Here is a 21643-nt window from a genome sequence, read left to right as displayed (position 1 = left end):
TGGTTAACGCGATCGATTCGCGTCGCGACCTTGCAGGGCAACGAATCCAGTGCCGATTTCGTACCTCTCCGCCGCCCAGATCGCCGCCCTGTCGGTCACGACGGTCAAGAGCCTCTCGGCCACCAAGGTCGAACAGCTGACCAGCACGCAACTGGGCGCGATGTCGGAAGCCTCGGTGGGCGCCATGGACGCCACCCAGGTCTCGGCGCTGTCGAACACGGCCGTGAAGGGCCTGAAGACCACCCAGATCCCGGCCTTCTCCCAGACCCTGATCTTCGACGCCGAGCAACTGGCCTCGTTCAGCGGCAGCCAGCTGAACGCCCTGACCTCGACCCAGCTGGCCAAGCTGGACGCCGAGCGGCTGCAGGTGCTGACCGCCACCCAGGTCGGCGGTCTGGACGCCACCCATTTCAAAGGCCTGGACGCGGTCCAGGTCTCGAGCCTGAACGTAACCCAGACCTCCAAGCTGACCGCCACCCAGCTGGCCGCGTTCGACGCCACCGACCTGGGCGAGCTGTCGCGCGAACAGTTCGAGGCTCTCACCTCGACGCAGCTGTCCGGCCTCTCCAGCGACCTAGTCCAGTCGTTCGAAGGCACGCGCATCGCCTCGCTGAACGCCACCCAGGTCAGCGGCATGACGACGACCCAGCTGCAGGCGCTGTCGGCGACCCAGATCGCCAATCTCGACACCAAGCTGAGCATGCTGTCTGCGACCCGCCTGGGGGCGATGAGCGCCACCCAGACCGCCGCTTTCGCCGATGGCCTGGTCGAGAACTTCAGCGCCGCGCAGCTGGCCGGCCTCAGCGCCGAGGGCTTTGGCGGACTGTCGGCCTTCCAGATCGGCCGCCTGAACGAGACCCAGCTGGCGGCGATCAACACCACCCAGCTCAGCCAGCTGCGCCAGAGCGACTTGGCCGAGTTCTCGGCCGATCAGGTCAGCAACTTCGCCACCAGCCAGATCAACGCCCTGACCACCGATCTGCTGAACAGCCTCAGCCAGTTCCAGGTCGAGGGGCTGACCGCCACTCAGGTGGCCACGCTGAACACCACCCGGATCCGCAGCCTGTCGGAGACCACCCTGGGCCTGTTCACGCCCGATCAGGTGAAGCTGTTCGGGGCGAGCCAGGTGGCGGCGCTGACCAGCGACCAGCTGAACACCCTGCGCCAGGGGCAGATCGAGGTTCTGAACACCACCCAGATGGCGGCGCTCAGCACCACCCAGATCAGCGGTCTGTCCGAGACCAAGATCGCCGAGCTGGCGACGTCGCAGATCGCGCTGCTGAAGACCACCCAGCTGGCGGCGCTGACGCCGACGCAGCTGAATGCCTTCCGCGACCTGCAGATCCAGAGCCTGGCCTCGACGCAGCTCAGCAGCCTCAGCCCCAGCCAGATCGGCGGCCTGTCGCAGACCGGCCTCTCGTCGCTCTCGCCCACCCAGGTGAAGACGCTGACCACCTCCCAGGTAGCGGCGCTGAGCACGTCCAGCTTCAACAGCCTGGGTTGGGACCTGGTCCAGGCGCTGAGCGCGACCCAGCTGGCCGCCCTGACCACGACGCAGATGGGCGGCCTGACCGACGCCGACATGGGCGAGTTCACGGCCGAGCAGATCCAACAGCTGCGGCCCAGCCAGATCGCCGGCCTCTCAAATACGGCCTTCAGCGCCATCAGCTGGGACCGGATCCAGAGCTTCAGCGCCACCCAGCTGGCCAGCGTGACCACGACCCAGATCGCCGCGCTGTCGCCGTCCGACTTCGCCCGCTTCACCCACACCCAGGTCGCGGCCCTCAACCCGACGCAGTTCGCGGCTCTCAGCACCACCAACTTCAACAGCCTGGACCACGACCAGGTCCAGGCCCTGACCGCCAGCCAGCAGGCTGCGATCACCACCACCCAGATCGACGGCCTGTCGGAGTACGACTTCGGCAAGTTCACGACCGGCCAGATCGCCAACCTGACCGCCACGCAGATGGGCGCGCTGTCGACGACCAACTTCAACAGCCTGAGCCAGAGCCAGATCTCGGCCCTGACCGCGACACAACTGGCCGGCCTGACCGCCACCCAGATGGGCGGGCTGACCGACGCCGACTTCGCCGAGTTCTCGACCGCGCAGGTCTACGCCCTGTCGGGGACCCAGATCGGCGGCTTCTCGGCCAGCCGCATCAGCGGGATGGACGCCACCGCTTTCCAGGCGCTGAGCAGCAGTCAGGTCTCCGGCCTCAGCGCCACCCAGCTGGGCGCGCTGTCGGCCACGGATATCGGCGAGTTCACCACGACTCAGGTCGCGGCCCTGACGGCGTCACAGGTGGTGGCGTTCTCGGTGACCAATCTGGCCGCCATGGCGGCCGAGCAGATCGGTTCGCTGTCGCCCTCGGCCATGAAGGGCTTCTCGGCCTTCCAGCTGCGCAGCCTGTCCTCGACCGCCTTCGCCCAGTTCAACGCCACCCAGGTGCAAGGGCTGACGGCCACCCAGCTGGGCTCGCTGTCGACCTCGGTGATCGCGGCCCTGACCACGACGCAGATCGGCTACATCCTGCCCGCCCAGATCCCCGGCCTGACCATCAACCAGCTGGACTATCTGTCGACGACGAACCTCGCGGCCATGACGCCGATGCAGGTTGGCGCGTTCACCCCGGCCCAGGTGGAGAGCCTGTAGGGAATCTTCTAGACGACCAGGCCTTGCGGGCGTCTGATGCAAGCCTGCACGAAAGGCGCTCCATGACCCGTTCCGCCCTTCCCTTCCTGATCGCCGCCGGCCTGTTGGCGGCGACTCCAGTCCTCGCTCAGAACGCGCCCCTGGGGGCCGCTGGGCGCTGGACGATCGACCTCAAGGCCTCGAACTTCAACGAGGCCCTGACCGGCCCCGCGCCGCTGACCGCCGAAGTCGACGTCACCAAGGACGACGGCAAGAGCCTGGCCTGGACGCTGATCGAAGAGGACGCCGAGGGCCTGGCCGCCATCCAGTTCGCCGACGCTCCGCTGGACGGCACGCCGACCAAGGCCGTGGTCAACACCCAGATCGTGATGATCAGCGTCCATCGCGACGGCCCGCACGGCGTCACCGCCGTGACCAGCAACAAGACCGGCCGCAAGCAGTCGATGAAGGTCTGGCTGGCCGACCCCGACACCTTGAAGGTCGAGCAAGACGTCGACGGCCAGCCCGGCCCGCCGGACCAGAGCCTGACCTTCAAGCGGGTGAAGTAGCTAGCGCCCCAGCGCCTTGGCCAGATAGTTGGCCAGGGCCTCCACCCGCGTCGGCCGGGGCCCGCCGGGCGGCATGACCAGGTGCAGGGCGATCGGCGAGGCGACCCAGTCGGTCAGGATCTCCTCCAGGCGACCATCGGCCACGGCCGCGCCGACGATGAAGTCCGGCAGCACCGCAACGCCGACGCCGGCGACCAGCGACGGGACCAGCACGTCGCCGTTGTTGGCGCGGATCACCGACTTCGGTCGCACCGAGGCCTCTTCGCCGCCTCTCTGGAAGCGCCAGGTCTCGGGCGCGGACTGATGGCCATAGGTCAGGCCGCGATGCTCGGCCAGGCTGGCCGGATGGTTCGGGCGGCCATGCTGGTCCCAGTAGCCCGGCGAGGCCACCACATGGCGCTTCACGGCCCGCAGGCGGCGGGCGACCAGCGAGCTGTCCGGCAACGAGGCCACGCGCAGAGCCAGGTCGAAGCCCATGCCGACCAGATCGATAGTGGCGTCAGACAGGTGCAAGTCGATCGAGACGTCCGGGTACTGCTCGAAGAAGCCCGGCAGCACCGGCGCCAAGCTGGTGATACCCAGCGACATCGGCACCGCCATCCGCACCAGACCGCGCGGGGCGGAGGACTGGTTGGACGCCTCCTCCTCGGCCGCCTGCGCCTCGGCCAGCACGCGGGTGGCGCGCTCGACCAGGGACTGGCCGGCGTCGGTCAGGGCCAGGCGCCGCGAGGTGCGGTTGAACAGCCGCGCGCCGAGCCGTTCCTCCAGCCGGGTGACGGCCTTGGAGACCGTGGCCTTGGACATGGCCAAGTCATCGGCGGCGGCGGCGAACGAGCGCAGCTCCACCACCTTGGCGAATACGGCGAGGCCTTCGAGATCGGGAAGCTTGGACATCGCCTTAGCTTAGTTTTGGAAACAATGAGTTTCAACAGTTTCCATTTCAGATCCCGACAGATCCCCTATCTTCTCCTCAACAGGACGCGCCGAGGCGGCGCACCAGAGGGCCAAGGCCCAGAGGGAAAGAAAGGTTAGAGCCATGATCGACCGCAAACCGTTCGACAAGCTTGGCGGCGCCGACCACGGTTGGCTGAAGGCCAAGCACCACTTCTCGTTCGCCAGCTACTACGATCCCAGCAACATGAACTGGGGCGCGCTGCGGGTCTGGAACGACGACGAGATCGCTCCGAACACCGGCTTCCCGCCGCACCCGCACAGCGACATGGAGATCATCACCTATGTCCGCGACGGCGCGATCACCCACCAGGACAGCCTGGGCAACAAGGGCCGCACCGAGGCCGGCGACGTCCAGGTGATGAGCGCGGGCACGGGCATCCGTCACTCGGAGTACAATCTCGAGCCGGAAACGACCCGGATCTTCCAGATCTGGATCGAGCCCAAGACTTTCGGCGCGGCTCCCTCGTGGGGCGCCAAGCCGTTCCCGAAGGGCGATCGCTCGGGCAAGTTCGTGACTCTGGCTTCGGGCTTTGCCGATGACGCCGACGCCCTGCCGATCCGCACCGACGCCCGCGTTCTGGGCGCCACGCTGAAGGCCGGCGAGAGCACCACCTACGCCCTGGGCAAGGACCGCATCGGCTACCTGGTCCCGGCCGTCGGGGTCGTCGAAGTCAACGGCGTCAAGCTGGACGCCCGCGACGGCGCCGGCATCAAGGACGAGGACGTGGTCACGATCACCGCCTTGGAAGACGCCGAGCTGGTCTTCGTCGACGCAGCTCAATCCTAAGCGTTCAAGAAACGGACGCGAGGCCAGCCTAGCCTCGCGTCCGACCTTCCCGACATTCATCAAGGAGGCCGTCATGGCCAAGGTTCTGGTTCTCTACTACTCGTCCTACGGCCATATCGAGACCATGGCCAAGGCCGTGGCCGAAGGCGCCCGCGAAGCCGGCGCGACGGTCGACATCAAGCGCGTGCCGGAAACCGCGCCGCTGGAGGTGGCCAAGAACGCCCACTTCAAGCTGGATCAAGACGCGCCGGTCGCCGCCATCGCGGATCTGGCCGACTACGACGCCATCATCGTCGGCACGGGCACCCGCTTTGGCCGCATGAGTTCGCAGATGGCCGCGTTCCTGGATCAGGCCGGCGGCCTGTGGGCCCGTGGCGCGCTGCACGGCAAGGTCGGCGGGGCCTTCACCTCGACCGCCACCCAGCACGGCGGTCAGGAGACGACCCTGTTCTCGATCATCACCAACCTGCTGCACTTCGGCATGGTGATCGTCGGCATGGACTATGGCCACGCCGGCCAGATGACTCTGGATGAAGTCACCGGCGGCAGCCCCTACGGAGCCACCACCATCGCCGGCGGCGACGGCTCGCGTCAGCCCAGCGAGAACGAGCTGGTCGGCGCCCGCTACCAGGGCCGCAAGGTCGCCGAGACCGCCATCAAGCTGCACGGCTGATCCCCAACAGCCGTAGCTGACCGTCCGCGCCCTCCCCCAAGGCGGACGGCCACGAACCGCCCCGAGGCTTCCCTCCCAGCCTCGGGGCGGATTTCGTTCAAATCCCCCTCACCCGATCTTCCCGGCGAATGCCGGGACCCAGCTGGAAGAGCGCTGGGGTGAACGCCACAAACTCAGCCTTTATCCCGTCAGCCCCAGCGGGTGGGATCTGGGCCCCGGCTTTCGCCGGGGAAACGGGATTGGGGTTACTCTAGTGCTTGGGGTCGAAATCCGGCTTCTGGGCCGTGACATAGGCGTCCCACTCGGCCGGCGTATGGAAGTCCAGGCCCTTATCCCAGGCCGCGCCCATATAGTAGACGAACGGCTTGCCGGCCTCGACCTTGATCAGGACCAAGTAGTTGTCGAAGTCCTGGCGCACCTCGACGACCGAGGCAGGATCCACCATCAGGGCGATGGCCATCGAGCCTTTCTCAGGATCGGCCGGCTCCCAGAACGTCACCCGACCCGGCGCCAGGTCCTTCCTGAACACGCCATTGCCGCTGGCGCGCTTGCGCTTGGAAATGCCGATGCCGACCACCAGCGGGCCCGGCTTGTCGGAGCTGATGATCGAGACCATCCGCGTGAAGTTGGTGCCCAGCGGCAGGGTGAAGGTCCGCGTCTCCCAGACCTTGCGATCCACATCGACCGGCCACGGCGCGTAGTCGACGCTGAACGAGGCGACGTCCGGCCCGTTCTTGAGCACCTTCCAATTGGCCCAGTTGCGCGAGGTCCACAGCTTGTTGTCCTGCCAGATCCCCAGCCCGCCCGCGCCGCGGCCGGTGCCGACGTCGTAGAAGTCCAGACCCTCGCCGTGGTTGGCGTGCTGGTCGCCAGTGCGCAGCTGGCGGTCCATATAGGGCCAGCGCTCGCTCTTGCCCCAGGCGTCGATGCCCGAGGTGGACGGCGGCTCGGCCTTCTCCAGGTCGCGGCTGTAGATCCGATGGGCGGTGCGGTCGTTCTCCCACAGGATGTCGTTGAAGCGGTACGGAGCCAGGGTGACGGCCGCGCGAGGCTTCTGGCCCTCGGCGTCGGGCTTGGCCAGCGGCGTGGCGGGCGCATGTTCCTGCGCGTTGGCAGCGCCCATCGACAGGGCCAGGACGGAAGCGAGGACCAGGGTCTTCATCATCGGGAACGCCTCAGTGGAATTGCGGGAACTTGGCCAGGGCCGCGCGAGCGCAGGCATCGGCGCCTTCGTGCGTGGTGTCGGCGATCGCCAGCCCGCCGACGACGGTCGTCCCGACATGCAGCGGCAGCGAGCCGGCGTGCGGGTTCAGGTGGTCGGGGTCAGCCTTGATCTTGGCGGCGAAGTCGGGGTCGCTCTTCTCGCGCGGCTCCATGACGCTGCCCGGCTGGTCGAAGACCACGGCGGCGTTGGCCTTGCGCGGCGCGGCGATCGGGGGCTTGGGGCTCTGCTCATCGCGCAGAACGACCAGCGGGTTACCCTTCGCGTCGACCACGGCGGCGGAAACATGCGCGCCCTTGGCGGCGCAGGCGTCGATCGCGGCCTTGGCCAGGTCGATCGCGGTCGGCAGCGTCAGCGGTTCGGACGCCACACTCGCGGCAAAGGCCAGGATCGCCAGCATCGTGCTTCCTCCCAGAAGTCTTGCTTCCGGATATAGCGCGCGCCGAAAATTGGTCTAGCCAAAATCGAAAATTGGATAATGCAGATGATCAGCCCTTGGGCCGCACCAGCGCGATCAGCCAGCCGCCGCCCCACGGGGTGTTGATCACCGCCTCGTCCAACACCTCGCCCATGGCCTTCAGGCGATGCCACAGCCGCAGGGGCTTGAGCGCCAGCCACATGGTCAGGCCGACCGCGCCGCCGGGCTTCAGGTTCGGGGCGTAGTGCGCGACCAGGTCTTCGACCTCGCCCAGGTGCTCGATGCATTCAGAGAACACCACGACGTCGAAGGTCTCGTCGGTCTCGAAGGTGCGGCCGTCGCCCAGCAGCATCTTGACCTCGCCGATAGCGATCTCGGGCGCCAGGCGGGTCTCGCCGCGATCGATGGCGGGCTTGGAGAAGTCGACACCGACATAACGCGCCGGCCGATGGGCGCGCAGGGCCTCGTAGAACACGCCCTCGCCCGCCCCGATCTCCAGCACGCGCGGATTGGGCCAGCGGTCGGCGATCACGGCGGCCAGCAGGCGGTGATGGTGGCGCTGGTCCGAGCGGTTCAGGCGGTCATAGACGCCGTCCTGGTACTCGGCGTCCCACTTCTCGACCGGCGCGGCGACGATCGGCTTGTTCCGCTTGCGCATGAACAGCTCGCCCAGCCACGGACGGTCCAGGGACATCAGTTCCGTGAACCGGCGCCAGCGCAGATAGGCCATGAAGTTCCCCCGAGATACCTGACCCCGGATAGGGAAAGGGCCCCGGACTGTCCAGTCCGAGGCCCCTCTCTGAGTTCTAGGCTTTGTTGGCCAGAGCCGCTTGCGCCGCCGCCAGCCTGGCGATCGGCACGCGGTAAGGCGAGCACGACACGTAGTCGAGGCCGACCTTCTCGCAGAAGCTGATCGAGGCCGGGTCGCCGCCGTGTTCGCCGCAGATGCCCAGCTTGACGTCCGGACGGGCCGCGCGGCCACGCTCGGCAGCCAGGCGGATCAGGTCACCGACGCCTTCCTGGTCGAGGCTGACGAAGGGGTCCTTTTCGAAGATGCCCTTGTCGATATAGGCGCCCAGGAACTTGCCGGCGTCGTCGCGGCTGATGCCGAACGTCGTCTGGGTCAGGTCGTTGGTGCCGAAGCTGAAGAACTCGGCATTGGCGGCCAGATCGGCGGCGCGCAGAGCCGCGCGGGGCAGCTCGATCATGGTGCCGACCGTGTATTTCAGATCGACGCCCTGCTCTTCCAGCACCGCCTTGGCGACGCGGTCCGTCAGGTCGCGCAGGTACTTCATCTCCTCGCCCTTGGCGACCAGCGGGTGCATGATTTCCGGCACAGGAGCGGCCTTGCCCGACTTGGCGATTTCGCAGGCGGCTTCCAGGATGGCGCGGACCTGCATCTCGTAGATCTCGGGATACGAGACGCCCAGGCGGCAGCCGCGGTGGCCCAGCATCGGGTTGGTCTCGTGCAGCTCCTTGGCGCGGCGCAGCAGCTTGGCGGCGTCCAGGCCCGTGGCGGTCGCCACGGCTTGCACGTCTTCCTCGGTGTGCGGCAGGAACTCGTGCAGCGGCGGATCCAGCAGGCGGATCGTGACCGGCAGGCCTTCCATGATCGTGAAGAGCTCGACGAAGTCCGCCTTCTGGAACGGGGCGATCTTGGCCAGGGCCGTGCGGCGGCCCTTCTCGTCGTCGGCCAGGATCATCTCGCGCACGGCGGCGATCCGGGTGTCGTCGAAGAACATGTGCTCGGTGCGGCACAGGCCGATGCCTTCCGCGCCGAACTGGCGGGCGGTCTTGGCGTCCAGCGGCGTCTCGGCGTTGGCCCGCACCTTCAGGCGGCGGACCTGGTCGGCCCAGCCCATGAGGGTGGCAAAGTCGCCGGTCAGCTCGGGCTCGATCATCTTGGGCGAGCCCGCCAGGATTTCGCCGGTCGAGCCGTCGATGGTGATGATCTCGCCGGCCTTGAACTCGCGCCCACGGACGCGGAACAGGCCTTCCTTGGCGAAGATCGACACGTCGCCGGCGCCCGAGACGCAAGGACGCCCCATGCCGCGCGCCACGACGGCGGCGTGGCTGGTCATGCCGCCGCGCGCCGTGATGATGCCGCGCGCGGCGTGCATGCCGTGGATGTCTTCCGGCGAGGTTTCTTCCCGCACCAGGATTACGGCTTCGCCATTGGCGGCGGCCTTTTCGGCCGCGTCGCTGTCGAAGACGATCTTGCCGGTCGCCGCGCCGGGCGAAGCCGGCAGGCCGACGGCGATCACGTCGCGGTGGGCGGTCGGGTCGATGGTCGGGTGCAGCAGTTGGTCCAGCGAAGCCGGTTCGACGCGGCCGACGGCCTCTTCCTTGCTGATCACGCCCTCGGCGGCCATGTCGACCGCGACCTTCAGCGCGGCCTTGGCGGTGCGCTTACCGTTGCGGGTCTGCAGCATGTAGAGCGTGCCGCGCTCGACCGTGAACTCGATGTCCTGCATGTCGCGGTAGTGACGCTCCAGCGTCTCTACGACCGACTTGAACTGGGCGAACACCTCCGGCATCGCCTCTTCCATCGAGGGGGCGACGTCGCCCATCTCTTCGCGGGCGGCCTTGGTCAGGGACTGCGGTGTGCGGATGCCCGCCACCACGTCTTCGCCCTGAGCGTTGATCAGGAACTCGCCGTACAGGCGGTTGTCGCCGTTCGACGGATTACGGGTGAAAGCCACGCCCGTCGCCGAGGTGTCGCCCATATTGCCGAACACCATCGACTGGATGTTCACGGCCGTGCCCCAGCTTTCCGGGATGTCGTGCATGCGGCGATAGAACTTGGCGCGGTCGTTCATCCAGCTGGCGAACACGGCGCCGACGGCGCCCCACAGCTGCTCCTGGGCGTCCTGCGGGAACGGCTTGCCCAGCTGGTCGCGGACGGCGTTCTTGTAGTCCTTGATGACCTCGGCCCAGTCGTCGGCCGTCAGGCCGGTGTCGACATGGACGTCCAGGCGATCCTTGTGGTCGTCCAGGATCTCCTCGAACATATGGTGCTCCAGATTGAGCACGACGTTCGAGTACATCTGGATGAAGCGGCGATAGCTGTCATAGGCAAAGCGCCGGTCGCCCGACAGCTTGGCCAGGCCCTCGACGGTCTCGTCGTTCAGGCCCAGGTTCAGCACCGTATCCATCATGCCCGGCATCGAGGCCCGGGCGCCCGAGCGCACCGAGACCAGCAGCGGGTTGGCCACGTCGCCGAAGTTCTTGCCGGTGATCTCTTCGATCTTGGCCAGGCCAGCCTTGACCTGATCGGCCAGCTCGACCGGGTACTGCTTGCCGTTCGAATAGTAGTGGACGCAGGCCTCGGTGGTGATCGTGAAGCCCGGCGGCACGGGCAGGCCCAGGGCCGACATCTCCGCGAGATTGGCCCCCTTGCCCCCGAGCAGGTTCTTCATCGAGGCGTCGCCGTCAGCGCCGCCCCCACCGAAAGCGTACACCCAACGGGCCTTGGTCAACGTCTCAACCGGCATTTGTTCTCACCCTGCGAGTAAGTGAAGAAGGCCGCGCCTCTCTTTGGAGGTCGTCTCGCCCTGGAACAGCACTGCTATGTCGTGATCCCGCAGTGCAATATCCGGGCGTCTCAGTAGCACTTCGCCCAAGAACGCGTCCACTGGCGCTTCGCGTTCCGGGACTTAACATGAGAATTCGGCAAATAATTCCAATGACAACGTTGTCCGCCCGACAGGCTTGGCCAGATTTCGGACATCCGCGCCGCAAACCCGCGACTTGAGCCGGAACCGGACGATTGGGGCGGGTTGTCTTCGCACCGCAAAACGCTTCCATGTGTGCATGGATCCGCACATCGTCCGACTCGGCCACGCCACGGAGACGTCCCAAAACGACGCGGACAGGATCGCCGATCTGCACACCCGCAGTCGCCAGATCGCCTATCGCGGCCTCTATGGCGACGCCTTCCTGGATCACGAGCTCTTCGAAGTCTCGCGGGCGACGTGGCGAGCGCGGTTCAAGACTTTCGATCCGGCGACCGACCTGATCCTGGCGGCCATGGACGGCGCCGAACCCATCGCGCTCGCCTATGCCTCGTTCCGGATCAATCCGCAGGTCGGCTGCCTGGTCGACAACCTGCACGTCGCGCCCGAGCGCAAGAGCGGCGGTCTGGGCTCGGCTCTGTTGGCTGAGACCGCGCGCTGGCTGATCCAGGACCATGGCGGCGCAGCGTTGCATCTGGAGGTCTACGCGCCGAACGAAGCGGCGCTGGGCTTCTATGTCCGCAAGGGCGGGGCCGAGGTCGCGCGGTATCGAGAGACTGTGCCGGGCGGCCGTGAGGTCGATACGGTGCGATATCGGTGGGCGGATCCGGCCGCCCTGCTCCGCTAGAGCCCACAAAAGAAAACGGCGAGGGACCGTCCGAGGTCCGCTCGCCGTCGCCCCCGTGGAGGGCTCTCCGTCATTGGCTCAAGGCCGCCGTCCGGGCTCTCCACTGTCCCCACCGGTCCGACTCCCACAAGAAGCAGACCGATTTCGTCTAAGACCGAGGCGCGGATCGGACTGTGACGATCCGCACATTCGGTGAAATAGCCGTTTTTCTAGAACGGGATCTCGTCGTCCAGGTCGGCCGAGAAGCTCTCGCGCGGGCCGCTGGGTTGGCTGCGCTGACCGCCGCCGCCACCGAAGTTGCCGCCACCGCCGCCGTAGCCGCCGCCATACTCGTCACCGCCGCCCGACGAGGCGCCGGCGCTGTCGCCGCGACCGCCCAGCATGGTCAGTTCGCCACGGAACTTCTGCAGCACGATCTCGGTCGAGTACTTTTCGACGCCGGTGTTGTCGGTCCACTTGCGGGTCTGGATGGCGCCCTCGATGTAGACGGTCGAGCCCTTGCGCAGGTACTGCTCGGCGACCTTCACCAGGTTGTCGTTAAAGATCACGACGCGGTGCCACTCGGTCTTTTCCTTGCGCTCGCCGCTGTTGCGGTCGCGCCAGGTCTCCGACGTCGCGATGCGCAGATTGGCGACGCGGTCGCCCGAACCCAGGCTGCGGATCTCGGGATCGGCCCCAAGATTGCCCACCAGAATGACCTTGTTGACGCTGCCCGCCATCGTACGACCTTGCTCTCGCCCGGCGACCCTTGCGCCGGAATCTGAGAGCGGACGTTAACGAGACGTTAGCCCGGAAGCAAGTTTTGTTCCCGGAACGTTCTTGTGGACGGGAAAGAGGGCTGTGGACGGACGAAGCGCCCCGCCCTCTTCCATCAAGCCTTACTGGGCGGGTTCGCGACGAATGGCGCCCGGCACGGCCAGGCGGCCGTCGCCCGTGCGGACCAGCGACATGAAGCGCGGGCCCTCATAGGTCTGGCCGACATAGATCCCTTCCTTCTCGATAAAGATGAAGGATCCCTGGTAGGCCCCGATCATGCCCTTGCTGTTGGACTGGCCCATGCGCACGAAGCGCACGCGCATGCCCTCCAGCGCGGCGGCGCACAGCTCCATCTGGGGAACGTTCCGCTCCACCGGATTGTAGCGCAGCGTGCCGTCCTTGTTGGTCGCCACCTGGAAGCAGACGCCCTGCTCGAACGGCGCCTTCGTCTGCTTCTCGCAGGCCGAAAGCCCGAAGGCGGCGACGGTCAGAACGGCGGCGGCGGCGAGGACGGTCTTGCTCATGGATTACACTTATAAACCAATCAGCCGTTCGGGATAGAGCAGTTCGGGCCCTGGTCGAAGGCGGTGTGGAAGCTGCGATTGTCCGCCGAGATCTCAACACGGCCCGGCACCAGGCGCAGCGTTTCCTCGCCCCAGCGGCCATAGGTGGCGCCGCCGGTCTTCTCGCAACGTCCGCCGAACAGCTGCTGGGCGCAGGCGTTCAGGGTGATGTCGCCCGGGAGGCGTCGCCACTCGTTGCCGGCATAGCGCCAGCAGGCGGCCAGCGGCGTGTTGGCCGAAGCGTTCGGAACCGAAGGCGTCGCCGGGTTCGACGGCGTGGTCGCGGCCGGCGCGGCGACGGTAGGCGTCGGCGGCAGCGGGGTCAGGACGGTGCCGGCCTGGTCGGCGGCGGCCAGGGCGCCAGTCTCGTCGACGCCCACGTCCAGGGCGCCGGTGGCCACACCGTTCTTCTTGGCGCACTCGGCCAGGGTGATCTCGCCGACGAAACTGCCGCCCACGAAGCAGCGCAGCGGGCGCGCCGGGTCCAGCTTGGCGTCGTCGTCGCGTCCGGTCTCGACGATCAGGCCCGCGCGCGAGGCCGGCGGCTCTTCGGAGGGCTTCTTGTCATGGCCCGACATCAGGGCCACGGCGATGCCCAGACCAGCCAGCAGCGCGAGCGTCGCGCCGCCGCCGATGATGATCCGTCGATCTTTCAGAAAGTCCATGGCCACTGGCTACGACGCGTCGATGACGCTTTCAAGCTCGGCGACCTCGGAAAAGGGTTACCCGCCGCCCGTCAGGCGATCCAACGCGGCCTGATAGTTCGAGATCTGGGCGGTCAGATAGGCCGGCACCGTGCCGCCGGTCTTGCCCGCGCCCGTGCCCGTGTCGCTCTTGACGCCCATCGCCGCGTCAGAGACCTCGCGGTAGGCGGTGCGGATCTGCGACATGGCCCGCTGGATCACCGTGTTGAGGTTCTTGCGCCCCGCCTCGGTGGTCAGATCCAGCTCGGGCGGCAGCTGCAGGCCGTACATCGGGCCGCTGCCATCGGCCGAGACGGTCTTGCCATCGTCGGTCTTGGTGGCGCGCACCACGCCGCCGGCCAGGCCCAGCGAAGTCAGCACGTCGGTGCCGCCCTTGCCGGCCACGATCTCGATGGTCGAGGTGTTCGAGGCCGGGCTGATCTTGAGCACGCGGCTGTTGCCGCTGGACACAACCTCGACCTTGGCGCGGTAGCCCGAGGCCCTCTTGACCTTGTCGGCCAGGGTCTCGAGCGTGTCGTTGGCCTCGATCTTGATCGAGGTCAGGGTCCCGCGCTCGCGCGTGCGGATCTGGAAGGTGTCCCCAGCCCGCGCCGCCGTCGCCGAGACGATGCGGTCGGACTGGGTGAAGTCCATCTTGCCGCTGGGCAGGCCGAACAGGTCCAGGCTGGAGGCGCCCGACGCCGAGGCCGAGACCGAGGTCGGAGTGGCATAGCCATCCTTGCCGGTCAGGCGCTGGCTCCAGTCGACCGCGCCCGTGCCGACGTTCAGCTGGGCGACATAGCCGTCCTTACTGCCGACGGTCGCCTGGCCATCAAGGTTGGCGCCGGCCGAGCCGACCACCCAGGCCGTGCCGTTCTTGACGTCGAAGCCGGTGACCGTGTCGTCGCCCGTCCCGCCGTAGTAGGTCAGCGCGTCGGCGCTGGTGTCGGACAGGTCCAGCGAGACGCGGCCGACAAAGGCGTCCATGCCGCCCGAAGCCGAGTTCGCGCCGCCGATCGACATCCCGCCATTGGCCGTGGAGCCGCCGACATACAGCTGGCCGCCGTCGATCTTCAGCCCGACCAGGTCGCCGCCCTTCAGCGTGCCCAGGTCGCGGATCGCGCCGGCGGTGACGTTGGCGGTCTTGGTGTAGGTCACCGGCACGGTCTGGTAAGCGCCGTACTGGTCCAGCTTGGTGACGTTCTCGGTCACGACGTTGGGCGTGATGTCGAAGCTGCGCAGCATCGCCTCGCCGTTCTCTTTCGAGCCGACGATGACCTGCGAGCCGTTGACGACGATGTCCGAGACGCTGTCGTTCTCGGCCGTGCCGAACTTCTGGGTGAACAGCGCCTTGGGCTGGCCCTGGGCGTCGGTGGCGAAGGCCGACAGATAGGCGTCGTAGCCGCCGCTAGGGTCCGTGCCCGTGCTGCCCGGCAGGTCCGACTTGGCCCGGCCGCCGACATAGAGGACGCCGTCCGAGCCGAAGGCCAGCGCCGTGGCTTCGTCTTCCTGCAAGCCGCCGCGGCGCACCGTCCACTGCTCGTCGCCCTTGGCGTCGTAGCGGGTGACGAAGCTGTCGGTAGTGGTCGAGCTGTCGCCGTTGTTGATCGGGCCGTTGACCGCGCCTTGCAGGCGGCCGCTGACCGAGCCGGCCACGGCGACGCTGCCGTCGTCGGCGACGGCCAGGGACAGGCCGTTGGCCTCGTCGGTCGCGCCCAGGGTGCGGGCGTACAGGAGGTGGCCGGCGCTGTCGTACTTCAGCAGCGCGACGTCGCTTTCGCCCTTGATGACCTGGCCGTTGATGTCGGTCTTGCCATCGACCGCCGTGTCGACGTCGGCCAGCATGTAGACCGAGCCGTCGGCCCCGGTCACCGACTTGCGAACGGTGTTGATCGTGCCCTGCAAGGTCTCGGTGAAGACCTTGCCGCCGGGCGCGCCGGCGTTGGCGCCGCCATTGGTCCCCGCGGCGCTGTACTTGGTCAGGGTCGTTTCATAGACCCCGTCGTCGGTCAGCGAATTCTTGTCCGGATCGGGATTGCCGGCCTTGGTCGTCACATAGACAGCCGGCGCGGCGGTCGGGGCGCTGAAGGTCAGTTGCTCGACCGAGTCGCCATTGACCTTCAGGGCGAAGTCGTCGCCGGTCGCCGGCAGGGTCACGGGCTTGCCGTTGACCTGGACGGTGCGCTCCTGGCCCGCCGTCCGCTGCACCGAGAAGCTGGTGTTGAAGCCGGCCGTCTTCAGCTTGTCGTTCATGTAGCTGACGACGTTGGACATGGTCCGGGGCTTGGAGCCCATCTCGGACAGATCCATGGTCACGTTGGTGGTGACGCCGAAGCTCTTCACCGCGACGCTGAACGAGACGTCGCCCTGGAACTTGGGCACCTCGTCGTCGACCTGGCCGCTGTAGAGCGTGTCGGTGGTGTAGGAATAGGTCGCCTTGGGCACGCCCACGGTCGACTTGTCGCTGGTCATCACCTGGCCCGTCGTCAGGCGCAGCTGATCCAGCGAGAGACCTTGAACATAGCTGCTGATCTCGCCCAGGCCCTTGGTCAGGGTCGTCTGCAGCTTGGTCATCTCGCCATCCGTCACGCCCTTCTCGCCGGCGCGGGACGCCAGGGCCGACAGGGTGTTGAGGGCCTGATAGGTGGCGAACAGCTTCTTGTAGTCGGGGCTGACGCCCTTCAGCGCCGAGGTGTTGGCGCCTTCGTCGACCAGCTTGCGACCGTTCAGCGCCGAGCGGACCAGTTCGCTGGCCGGGGCGGCGTCGGACAGCCACGGCGCCTTGGGCACCACGACCTTGGAATTCGAGGAACTCGTCGTCGTCGCAGACGCGGCAGCACCCGTCACGCCCGCGCGGGCCTGATAGTAGCTGAGCAGAATGTTCGAATCGAACGAAATCACGGCCAATCCTGTGCGGGACTCAAAATCCCCCGCTGGTACCTGTGCCAGAGGTTCGCTGACGACTCGTTAAGACCTTGGGTTAAGCGGCGATAAGGTTGGCGTCCGACAAGGCCCTGCGAGCGTCGTCGCGCAGCTCTCGCCACTCGTCGGCCAGGATGCCCAGCAGCACCACGTCGCGCGGCTGGCCATCCTTCAGGACGTGCCCCCGCAGATAGCCCTCGCGGCGGAAACCGGCGGCCGACTGGGCCTTCAGGGCCGCGTCGTTGTCGGCCATCACCTCGGCGAACACCTTGTGCAGGCCCAGCTCGCCGAAGGCGCGGTCCAGCCCCAGCACCTGGGCGGCGCGGCCCACGCCCCTGCCCCGCGCCTCGGCCGAGCCCAGGAACCAGTTCCAGCTGGCGCGGCGATGATGGCTGTTGAGGCCGGTCAAGGTGAGCAGGCCCATCGGCACGCCGCCACGCGTGATCATCCAGCCTCGCATGTCGGGATCGGTGCGCAGCGCCTGGAACCAGGCGGCGTGCGCCTCGTGGCTGGGCAGGTCGGCGTCCGACATCCAGCGATCGACCTCGGGCTCGGAGCGCCACTGAAAGAGAACGGCCTCGTCCTCGTCCCGCAAGTCTCGCAGTTCGATCATGCGCGTCGCCGAATCCCAAGCAAACCCCAGGGAAGCTTAGCCCGGCGACGCTCATGGACCTAGCCTTAGCCGCCCTTGAACAGCGACAGGATGATCTGCGGCGCGCCGTTGGCGATCGACAGGGCCTGGGCGCCCAGCTGCTGCTTGACCTGCAAGGCCTGCAAGCGAGCGCTTTCCTTGGCCAGATCCGCATCGACCAGATTGCCGACGCCGGTTTCCAGCACGTCGGTCAGCTTGGAGACGAAGCTGTTGTGGGCGTCGATCTGCTTGGACTGGGTGCCGATGTTGCCGACGGCCTGGTTGATCGCGCTCATCGTCGAGTCGAGGCGCGTCAGGACGGACGTGGCGTTGGCCGAGTTCAGGATGTCGTCGGTCGGGGCCAGGGCGTTGATCCCGCCGCCCATCGTCAGGTTCTGCAGGCTCAGCGTGATGGCCTGGGCCGCATCGGCGTCGGCCAGGAAGGTCATGTCGGCCGCCTGGCTGCCGTCCAGCAGATTGGCGCCGTCGAACACGGCGCTGCTGATCACCTGCTGCAGGTTCTTCAGCAGGCCCTGGAAATCGGCATTCAGCGATTGCAGCGAGGTCGAGGTCAGCGAGGTGTCCTTGGCGGCCACCACCTTCTCGCGCATCAGCTTCAGGAGGTCCGAGACCGACTCACCCGCGGCCAGGGCCACGTCGGCGATCGAGGTCGCGCGGTCCAGGCTCATCTTGACCGCGCCCAGCGCGCTCATGTCGGCGCGCTGTTCCTGGGCGATCGACCAGATGGCCGCGTTGTCCTTGGCGGTCGAGATCTGCTCGCCCGTGTTGATGCGGGTTTGCGTCGCCTGCATCTGATCGTTGGTGCGATTCAGGTTCTGCAGCGCGATCAGCGCGGGCTGGTTCGTGTTGACGCTCAGCGTCATGCGCGGCCTCCGACTGGCTTTTGCCGTTGGTTGCGACCGCGCGCGATTCGGCGAGCGATCTACTCGCCGCCCAAGTTGGGTTCAGAAGGTAAGATTATGGTTAACGCGCATAAACCATATCTATTTACCGGTGCGGCCCGCGGTCGCACCCACCCTTCTCCCGATCGAGTCCGCCTTCAGCGCGTGCGCTTCTAGGCCTGGCCGTCGAAGACGTCGCCCGAAGCGTAGTGGGCCTCTTCGCGCAGCTTCAGGATCTGCTCTCGCGGATACTGATTCAGCGTTTCGCCCGTACGACGATCGACGGTCTTGTAGATGTAGTCGCCCGAGTCATCATCCTGCTCGATCACCAGACGCAGGTCGCCCGGCTGGGGACCATCGTCGACCGGCTTGGCCTTCTCGGCCTTTTCGGTCTCGTGGACCTGTTGCGGCGCGGCCGCCTGAGCTTGCCCCGAAACGACGTTCGCGCCCTCGGACGGGTCCGGGGCGTTGGCGGGAGAAACGGGAGCGATGAAGTCTCTGATGGCCGACAATGCGGCTTTTGGTTCCATTTTCTATTTGCCGACGCGTTAGTCGGCCCCTCCTCTTTGGTTTGGAAAAACGCTTCTGACTAAGCGGGACGAAAGATGGAGGCGGGCCACCAGGACCCGCCCCCTCCCGTTCGTTAGCGGAACAGGCTCAGGATCGACGACGACGACTGGTTCGCGATCGACAGCGCCTGCACGCCGAGTTGTTGCTTGGTTTGCAGCGACTGCAGCTTGGCGCTTTCCTTGGCCAGGTCCGCGTCCACCAGGTTGCCGACGCCGGCGTCCAGGCTGTCTTGCAGCTTGCCGACGAAGGTCAGGTGGGTGTCCAGGCCCGTCGAAGACGTACCCAGGGTCGCCAGCTTGTTGGTGGCGGTGCCGATGGCGGTGTCGATCTCAGCGATCATCGCCTTGGCCGCGCTGGCCGTCGTGAAGGCCGGGACGACGGAGTCCAGACCCAGGCCGGCCAGGGTCAGGGACTGCGCCTTGACCGTGAAGCCCGAACCATCGGTGTTGGCCAGGAAGGTCAGGCTGTTGGTGGTGCCGTCAGCGATGCTGATGCCGTTGAACTTGGCGTTCGCGGCGGCCTTCGAGATCTGGTCGCGCAGCGAGACGAAGTCGGCGTTCAGGGCGTTGAACGAGGCGGTGTTCAGCGAGGTGTCGGAAGCGGCCAGGGCCTTTTCCTTCATCTTGCCGAGCAGGTCGGTGATGGTGTCACCGGCGGCGAGCGCCACGTCGATGGTGGATTGACCGCGTTGCAGCGAGTCCTTGACGGCGTTCAGCGACGAGGCCGTGGCCGATTGGTTCTTGGACATGGCCCAGATGGCGCCGTTGTCCTTGGCGCTGCCCACCTTCTTACCGGTGTTGATGCGCTGTTGGGTAACCTGAAGCTCGCTGTTCGTCGTGTTCAGGTTTTGCAGGGCGATCATGGCGCCCGCGTTCGTATTGATGCTGTTCAGCGGCATACGAGTAGATCCTTTTCAAGGTATCCGACGCCATTTTGGCTGCCGGGAGCGTTTTGCTCGAAAAGGTCTGTAGCAATTGCCGGGCCAATTCTGCCGAGCCGCGACAATCTGGCTAAATAACTGAAATTACTGCGTTATAGATCCATTAACGACGAAGCCTCCCGGCAATTTTTGCCGGGAGGCTTTCGACATAGGCAATTGTTGCCGGGCACATAATGCGCACCCAGCAGGAAAGAGGCGCCGGGCGGCTTTTGACGGCCGCCCGGCGTATCGGGCTCACCCCTTGAACAGCGACAGGATCGACTGCGGCGTCTGGTTCGCGATCGAGAGAGCCTGCACGCCCAGTTGCTGCTTGGTTTGCAGCGACTGCAGCTTGGCGCTTTCTTTCGCCAGATCCGCATCGACGAGGTTGCCCACGCCGGCGTCCAGGCTGTCCTGCAGCTTGCCCACGAAGGTCAGGTGAGTATCCAGACCGGTCGAGGCAGTGCCCAGGGAAGACAGTTTGTTCGTTGCCGTTTGCAACGCCGAGGTCAGGTTCGTGATGAGCGACTTGGCTTCGGCGGCGGTCGTGAAGTTCGTGTTGGCAGACGTCAGGCCAAGGCCTGCGAGGCTCAAATCTTGGGCGGCGACCGTGAAGGTGCCACCGTCCGAATTGGCCAGGAAAGCCAGCTGAGCGGTCTTGCCGTCAGCGAGGCTCACGCCGTTAAACTTCGCATTGTCCGCGGCCTTTTGGATCTGGTCGCGGAGCGAGACGAAGTCAGCCTTCAGGGCGTTGAACGAGGCGGTGTTCAGCGAAGTGTCGGAAGCGGCGAGAACCTTTTCCTTCATCTTCGAGATCAGATCGGTGATGGTATCGCCGGCCGCGAGAGCAACGTCGATCGTCGACTGACCGCGAGAGAGCGAGTCTTTCACGGCATTCAACGAGCTGGCGCTCGCAGTCTGCATCTTGGCCATCGACCAGATCGCGCCGTTGTCCTTAGCGCTTCCGACCTTCTTGCCGGTGTTGATACGGCTCTGGGTGGTGGCGAGCTCCGTGTTGGTCGAGTTCAGGTTTTGGAGCGCGATCATCGCGCCCGGATTCGTGTTGATCGAATTCAGCATTTGATACCTACCGTTTTGGTGGGATTTGTCCGGCGTATTGCCGGGCGGGCGTTTTGCCCGCGTGAACCATCGCAAGCGGCGGGCCAACCGAACCGCGTTCGGCGCCATCGCGTAAGATACTGGTTTTATTGAAATTATTGAATCAGCCAGGGGCAAAACGAAACCGCCCGGCGAATGCAACATTCGCCGGGCGGCAGGTTTTTCCGGAGCTGGTAGGCAAGACGTTCAGTCTTGCGAAAACCGAAGAATCAGGCGGCGTCGGCGCGTCCCGACAGGCCCTGCATGATCATGCGGTTGATCTCGATCAGCGGCTCGAACTCTTCCTCCTTGCGCATCACGGCGCTGGAGTGACGGCCGACCCAAAGGCTCAGCGAGATGATGCTGGCGCGCAGCTGCATCGGCAGCTGGTTTTCGGGCAAGGCGCAGTCGGTCGCCAAGGCCGACCAGACCTTGCGATTCCAATCCAATGCGTCGATCCGCGTGGCAATGTCGTCCACCGGGGCCTGGGACGCGTCCATAAGGGCGCGCGTCACCTGCCCGAACAGGCGGTACTCCATTTCACGGGGATTCTCAGCCCGCGTCGCCGCCTGCTGATACGCCCGAAGAGACATGCCCCAACCTCTCGTCTTCGTATTCAATCAACTTACGGCTCAACATCAGAGCCTTGTAGTACTCACGCGCCATCACGTGCTTCGAAATGGCGATGCAGTCCTGAAGGACCGCAGGATTACGCACAACACCCATAAAATCGTTAAGGCGAGTAGCGAATTCCTCATAAAACTTCTCGGCGCTGCCCTCCTCCAGGTACATCATCATTACCGGGAAATAGATCCGACGCGAAGGCGTCGTGACCTGGTCCGGCTGCATGATGTCCTTCTCGCGAAGGACGGAGGCCTTGTTCTGGAGAACCAGAACACCGCGCCGATCCCCGTTCTGGACCACGGCGCCGTTGAGGACGAACTTCTCGCCGGGCTTCAGCGACAGCTTCAAAGGCACTAAG

21 protein-coding genes are annotated in these 21643 nt (G+C 66.1%); 5 read left to right on the top strand and 16 right to left on the bottom strand.

The features are described 5' to 3' along the window. The first annotated feature begins 49 nt into the window (after positions 1-49). On the top strand, positions 50-2653 hold the full coding sequence (locus tag J7528_RS11560; RefSeq protein WP_291874224.1) for a hypothetical protein: 2604 nt from the start codon (positions 50-52) through the stop codon (positions 2651-2653). 62 nt (positions 2654-2715) lie between these two features. Then, positions 2716-3201 (top strand): hypothetical protein, encoded by a 486-nt coding sequence (locus tag J7528_RS11555; RefSeq protein WP_291874222.1) that lies wholly within the window; start codon positions 2716-2718, stop codon positions 3199-3201. Here the strand turns inward: J7528_RS11555 and J7528_RS11550 are convergent, their stop codons facing one another. Then, the gene (locus J7528_RS11550) at positions 3202-4095 is read right to left on the bottom strand and encodes a LysR family transcriptional regulator (protein WP_291874220.1); all 894 of its coding nucleotides are present in this window, start codon (positions 4093-4095) and stop codon (positions 3202-3204) included. Between the two features lie 142 nt (positions 4096-4237). On the opposite strand from J7528_RS11550, the gene J7528_RS11545 reads away from it, so the two are divergent. Next, positions 4238-4942, top strand: a complete 705-nt coding sequence (locus J7528_RS11545) for a pirin family protein (RefSeq protein WP_291874218.1) — start codon at positions 4238-4240, stop codon at positions 4940-4942. A 73-nt stretch (positions 4943-5015) separates the two neighbouring features. Beyond that, the gene (wrbA, locus tag J7528_RS11540; protein WP_291874217.1) at positions 5016-5615 is read left to right on the top strand and encodes an NAD(P)H:quinone oxidoreductase; all 600 of its coding nucleotides are present in this window, start codon (positions 5016-5018) and stop codon (positions 5613-5615) included. A gap of 250 nt (positions 5616-5865) precedes the next feature. On the opposite strand, the gene J7528_RS11535 is transcribed toward wrbA, so the two are convergent. From J7528_RS11535 to ppdK, 4 genes are all read right to left on the bottom strand, one after another. Next, positions 5866-6780: a DUF4861 family protein gene (locus J7528_RS11535; RefSeq protein ID WP_291874213.1), complete on the bottom strand. Its 915-nt coding sequence runs from the start codon at positions 6778-6780 to the stop codon at positions 5866-5868. A 10-nt stretch (positions 6781-6790) separates the two neighbouring features. Next, positions 6791-7237, bottom strand: a complete 447-nt coding sequence (locus J7528_RS11530; protein WP_291874212.1) for a heme-binding protein — start codon at positions 7235-7237, stop codon at positions 6791-6793. 88 nt (positions 7238-7325) lie between these two features. Continuing rightward, positions 7326-7985, bottom strand: a complete 660-nt coding sequence (locus J7528_RS11525) for a class I SAM-dependent methyltransferase (protein WP_291874210.1) — start codon at positions 7983-7985, stop codon at positions 7326-7328. Positions 7986-8061: 76 nt separating this feature from the next. Next, positions 8062-10749, bottom strand: coding sequence for a pyruvate, phosphate dikinase (gene ppdK / locus J7528_RS11520; protein WP_291874208.1), 2688 nt, complete (start codon positions 10747-10749; stop codon positions 8062-8064). 319 nt (positions 10750-11068) lie between these two features. Between ppdK and J7528_RS11515 the strand changes: the two genes are divergently transcribed. Next, the gene (locus J7528_RS11515) at positions 11069-11617 is read left to right on the top strand and encodes a GNAT family N-acetyltransferase (RefSeq protein WP_291874206.1); all 549 of its coding nucleotides are present in this window, start codon (positions 11069-11071) and stop codon (positions 11615-11617) included. A gap of 209 nt (positions 11618-11826) precedes the next feature. Here J7528_RS11515 and J7528_RS11510 read toward each other — a convergent pair whose 3' ends face one another. The 11 genes from J7528_RS11510 to flbT form a co-directional block, all read right to left on the bottom strand. Then, entirely contained in the window at positions 11827-12336 is a 510-nt protein-coding gene (locus J7528_RS11510; RefSeq protein WP_291874203.1) for a single-stranded DNA-binding protein, read from the bottom strand. Positions 12337-12495: 159 nt separating this feature from the next. After that, positions 12496-12897: a hypothetical protein gene (locus J7528_RS11505; RefSeq protein ID WP_291874201.1), complete on the bottom strand. Its 402-nt coding sequence runs from the start codon at positions 12895-12897 to the stop codon at positions 12496-12498. A gap of 20 nt (positions 12898-12917) precedes the next feature. Next, on the bottom strand, positions 12918-13601 hold the full coding sequence (locus tag J7528_RS11500) for a hypothetical protein (RefSeq protein WP_291874198.1): 684 nt from the start codon (positions 13599-13601) through the stop codon (positions 12918-12920). Between the two features lie 57 nt (positions 13602-13658). Then, positions 13659-16520, bottom strand: coding sequence for a hypothetical protein (locus tag J7528_RS11495; RefSeq protein ID WP_291874195.1), 2862 nt, complete (start codon positions 16518-16520; stop codon positions 13659-13661). Between the two features lie 79 nt (positions 16521-16599). Further along, positions 16600-17154 (bottom strand): UDP-4-amino-4,6-dideoxy-N-acetyl-beta-L-altrosamine N-acetyltransferase, encoded by a 555-nt coding sequence (gene pseH / locus J7528_RS11490; RefSeq protein ID WP_291874192.1) that lies wholly within the window; start codon positions 17152-17154, stop codon positions 16600-16602. 65 nt (positions 17155-17219) lie between these two features. Further along, positions 17220-18056 (bottom strand): flagellin, encoded by an 837-nt coding sequence (locus J7528_RS11485; RefSeq protein WP_291874189.1) that lies wholly within the window; start codon positions 18054-18056, stop codon positions 17220-17222. A 191-nt stretch (positions 18057-18247) separates the two neighbouring features. Then, positions 18248-18604 (bottom strand): flagellar protein FlaG, encoded by a 357-nt coding sequence (locus J7528_RS11480; protein WP_291874188.1) that lies wholly within the window; start codon positions 18602-18604, stop codon positions 18248-18250. A gap of 113 nt (positions 18605-18717) precedes the next feature. Then, the gene (locus J7528_RS11475; RefSeq protein WP_291874185.1) at positions 18718-19542 is read right to left on the bottom strand and encodes a flagellin; all 825 of its coding nucleotides are present in this window, start codon (positions 19540-19542) and stop codon (positions 18718-18720) included. A gap of 276 nt (positions 19543-19818) precedes the next feature. Next, positions 19819-20643 carry a flagellin gene (locus J7528_RS11470; RefSeq protein ID WP_291874183.1) on the bottom strand — a complete coding sequence of 275 codons (825 nt, stop codon included), beginning with the start codon at positions 20641-20643 and terminating at the stop codon, positions 19819-19821. A gap of 248 nt (positions 20644-20891) precedes the next feature. Then, on the bottom strand, positions 20892-21254 hold the full coding sequence (gene flaF / locus J7528_RS11465) for a flagellar biosynthesis regulator FlaF (protein ID WP_291874180.1): 363 nt from the start codon (positions 21252-21254) through the stop codon (positions 20892-20894). Further along, positions 21214-21639, bottom strand: coding sequence for a flagellar biosynthesis repressor FlbT (gene flbT, locus J7528_RS11460; protein ID WP_291874178.1), 426 nt, complete (start codon positions 21637-21639; stop codon positions 21214-21216). Before flbT ends, flaF begins: the two co-directional genes overlap by 41 nt. Positions 21640-21643: the final 4 nt, after the last annotated feature.

The sequence above is a fragment of the Caulobacter sp. genome, assembly GCF_017744445.1.
Taxonomy (GTDB): Bacteria; Pseudomonadota; Alphaproteobacteria; order Caulobacterales; family Caulobacteraceae; genus Caulobacter.
This window is presented reverse-complemented; position numbering and strand designations above follow the sequence as displayed.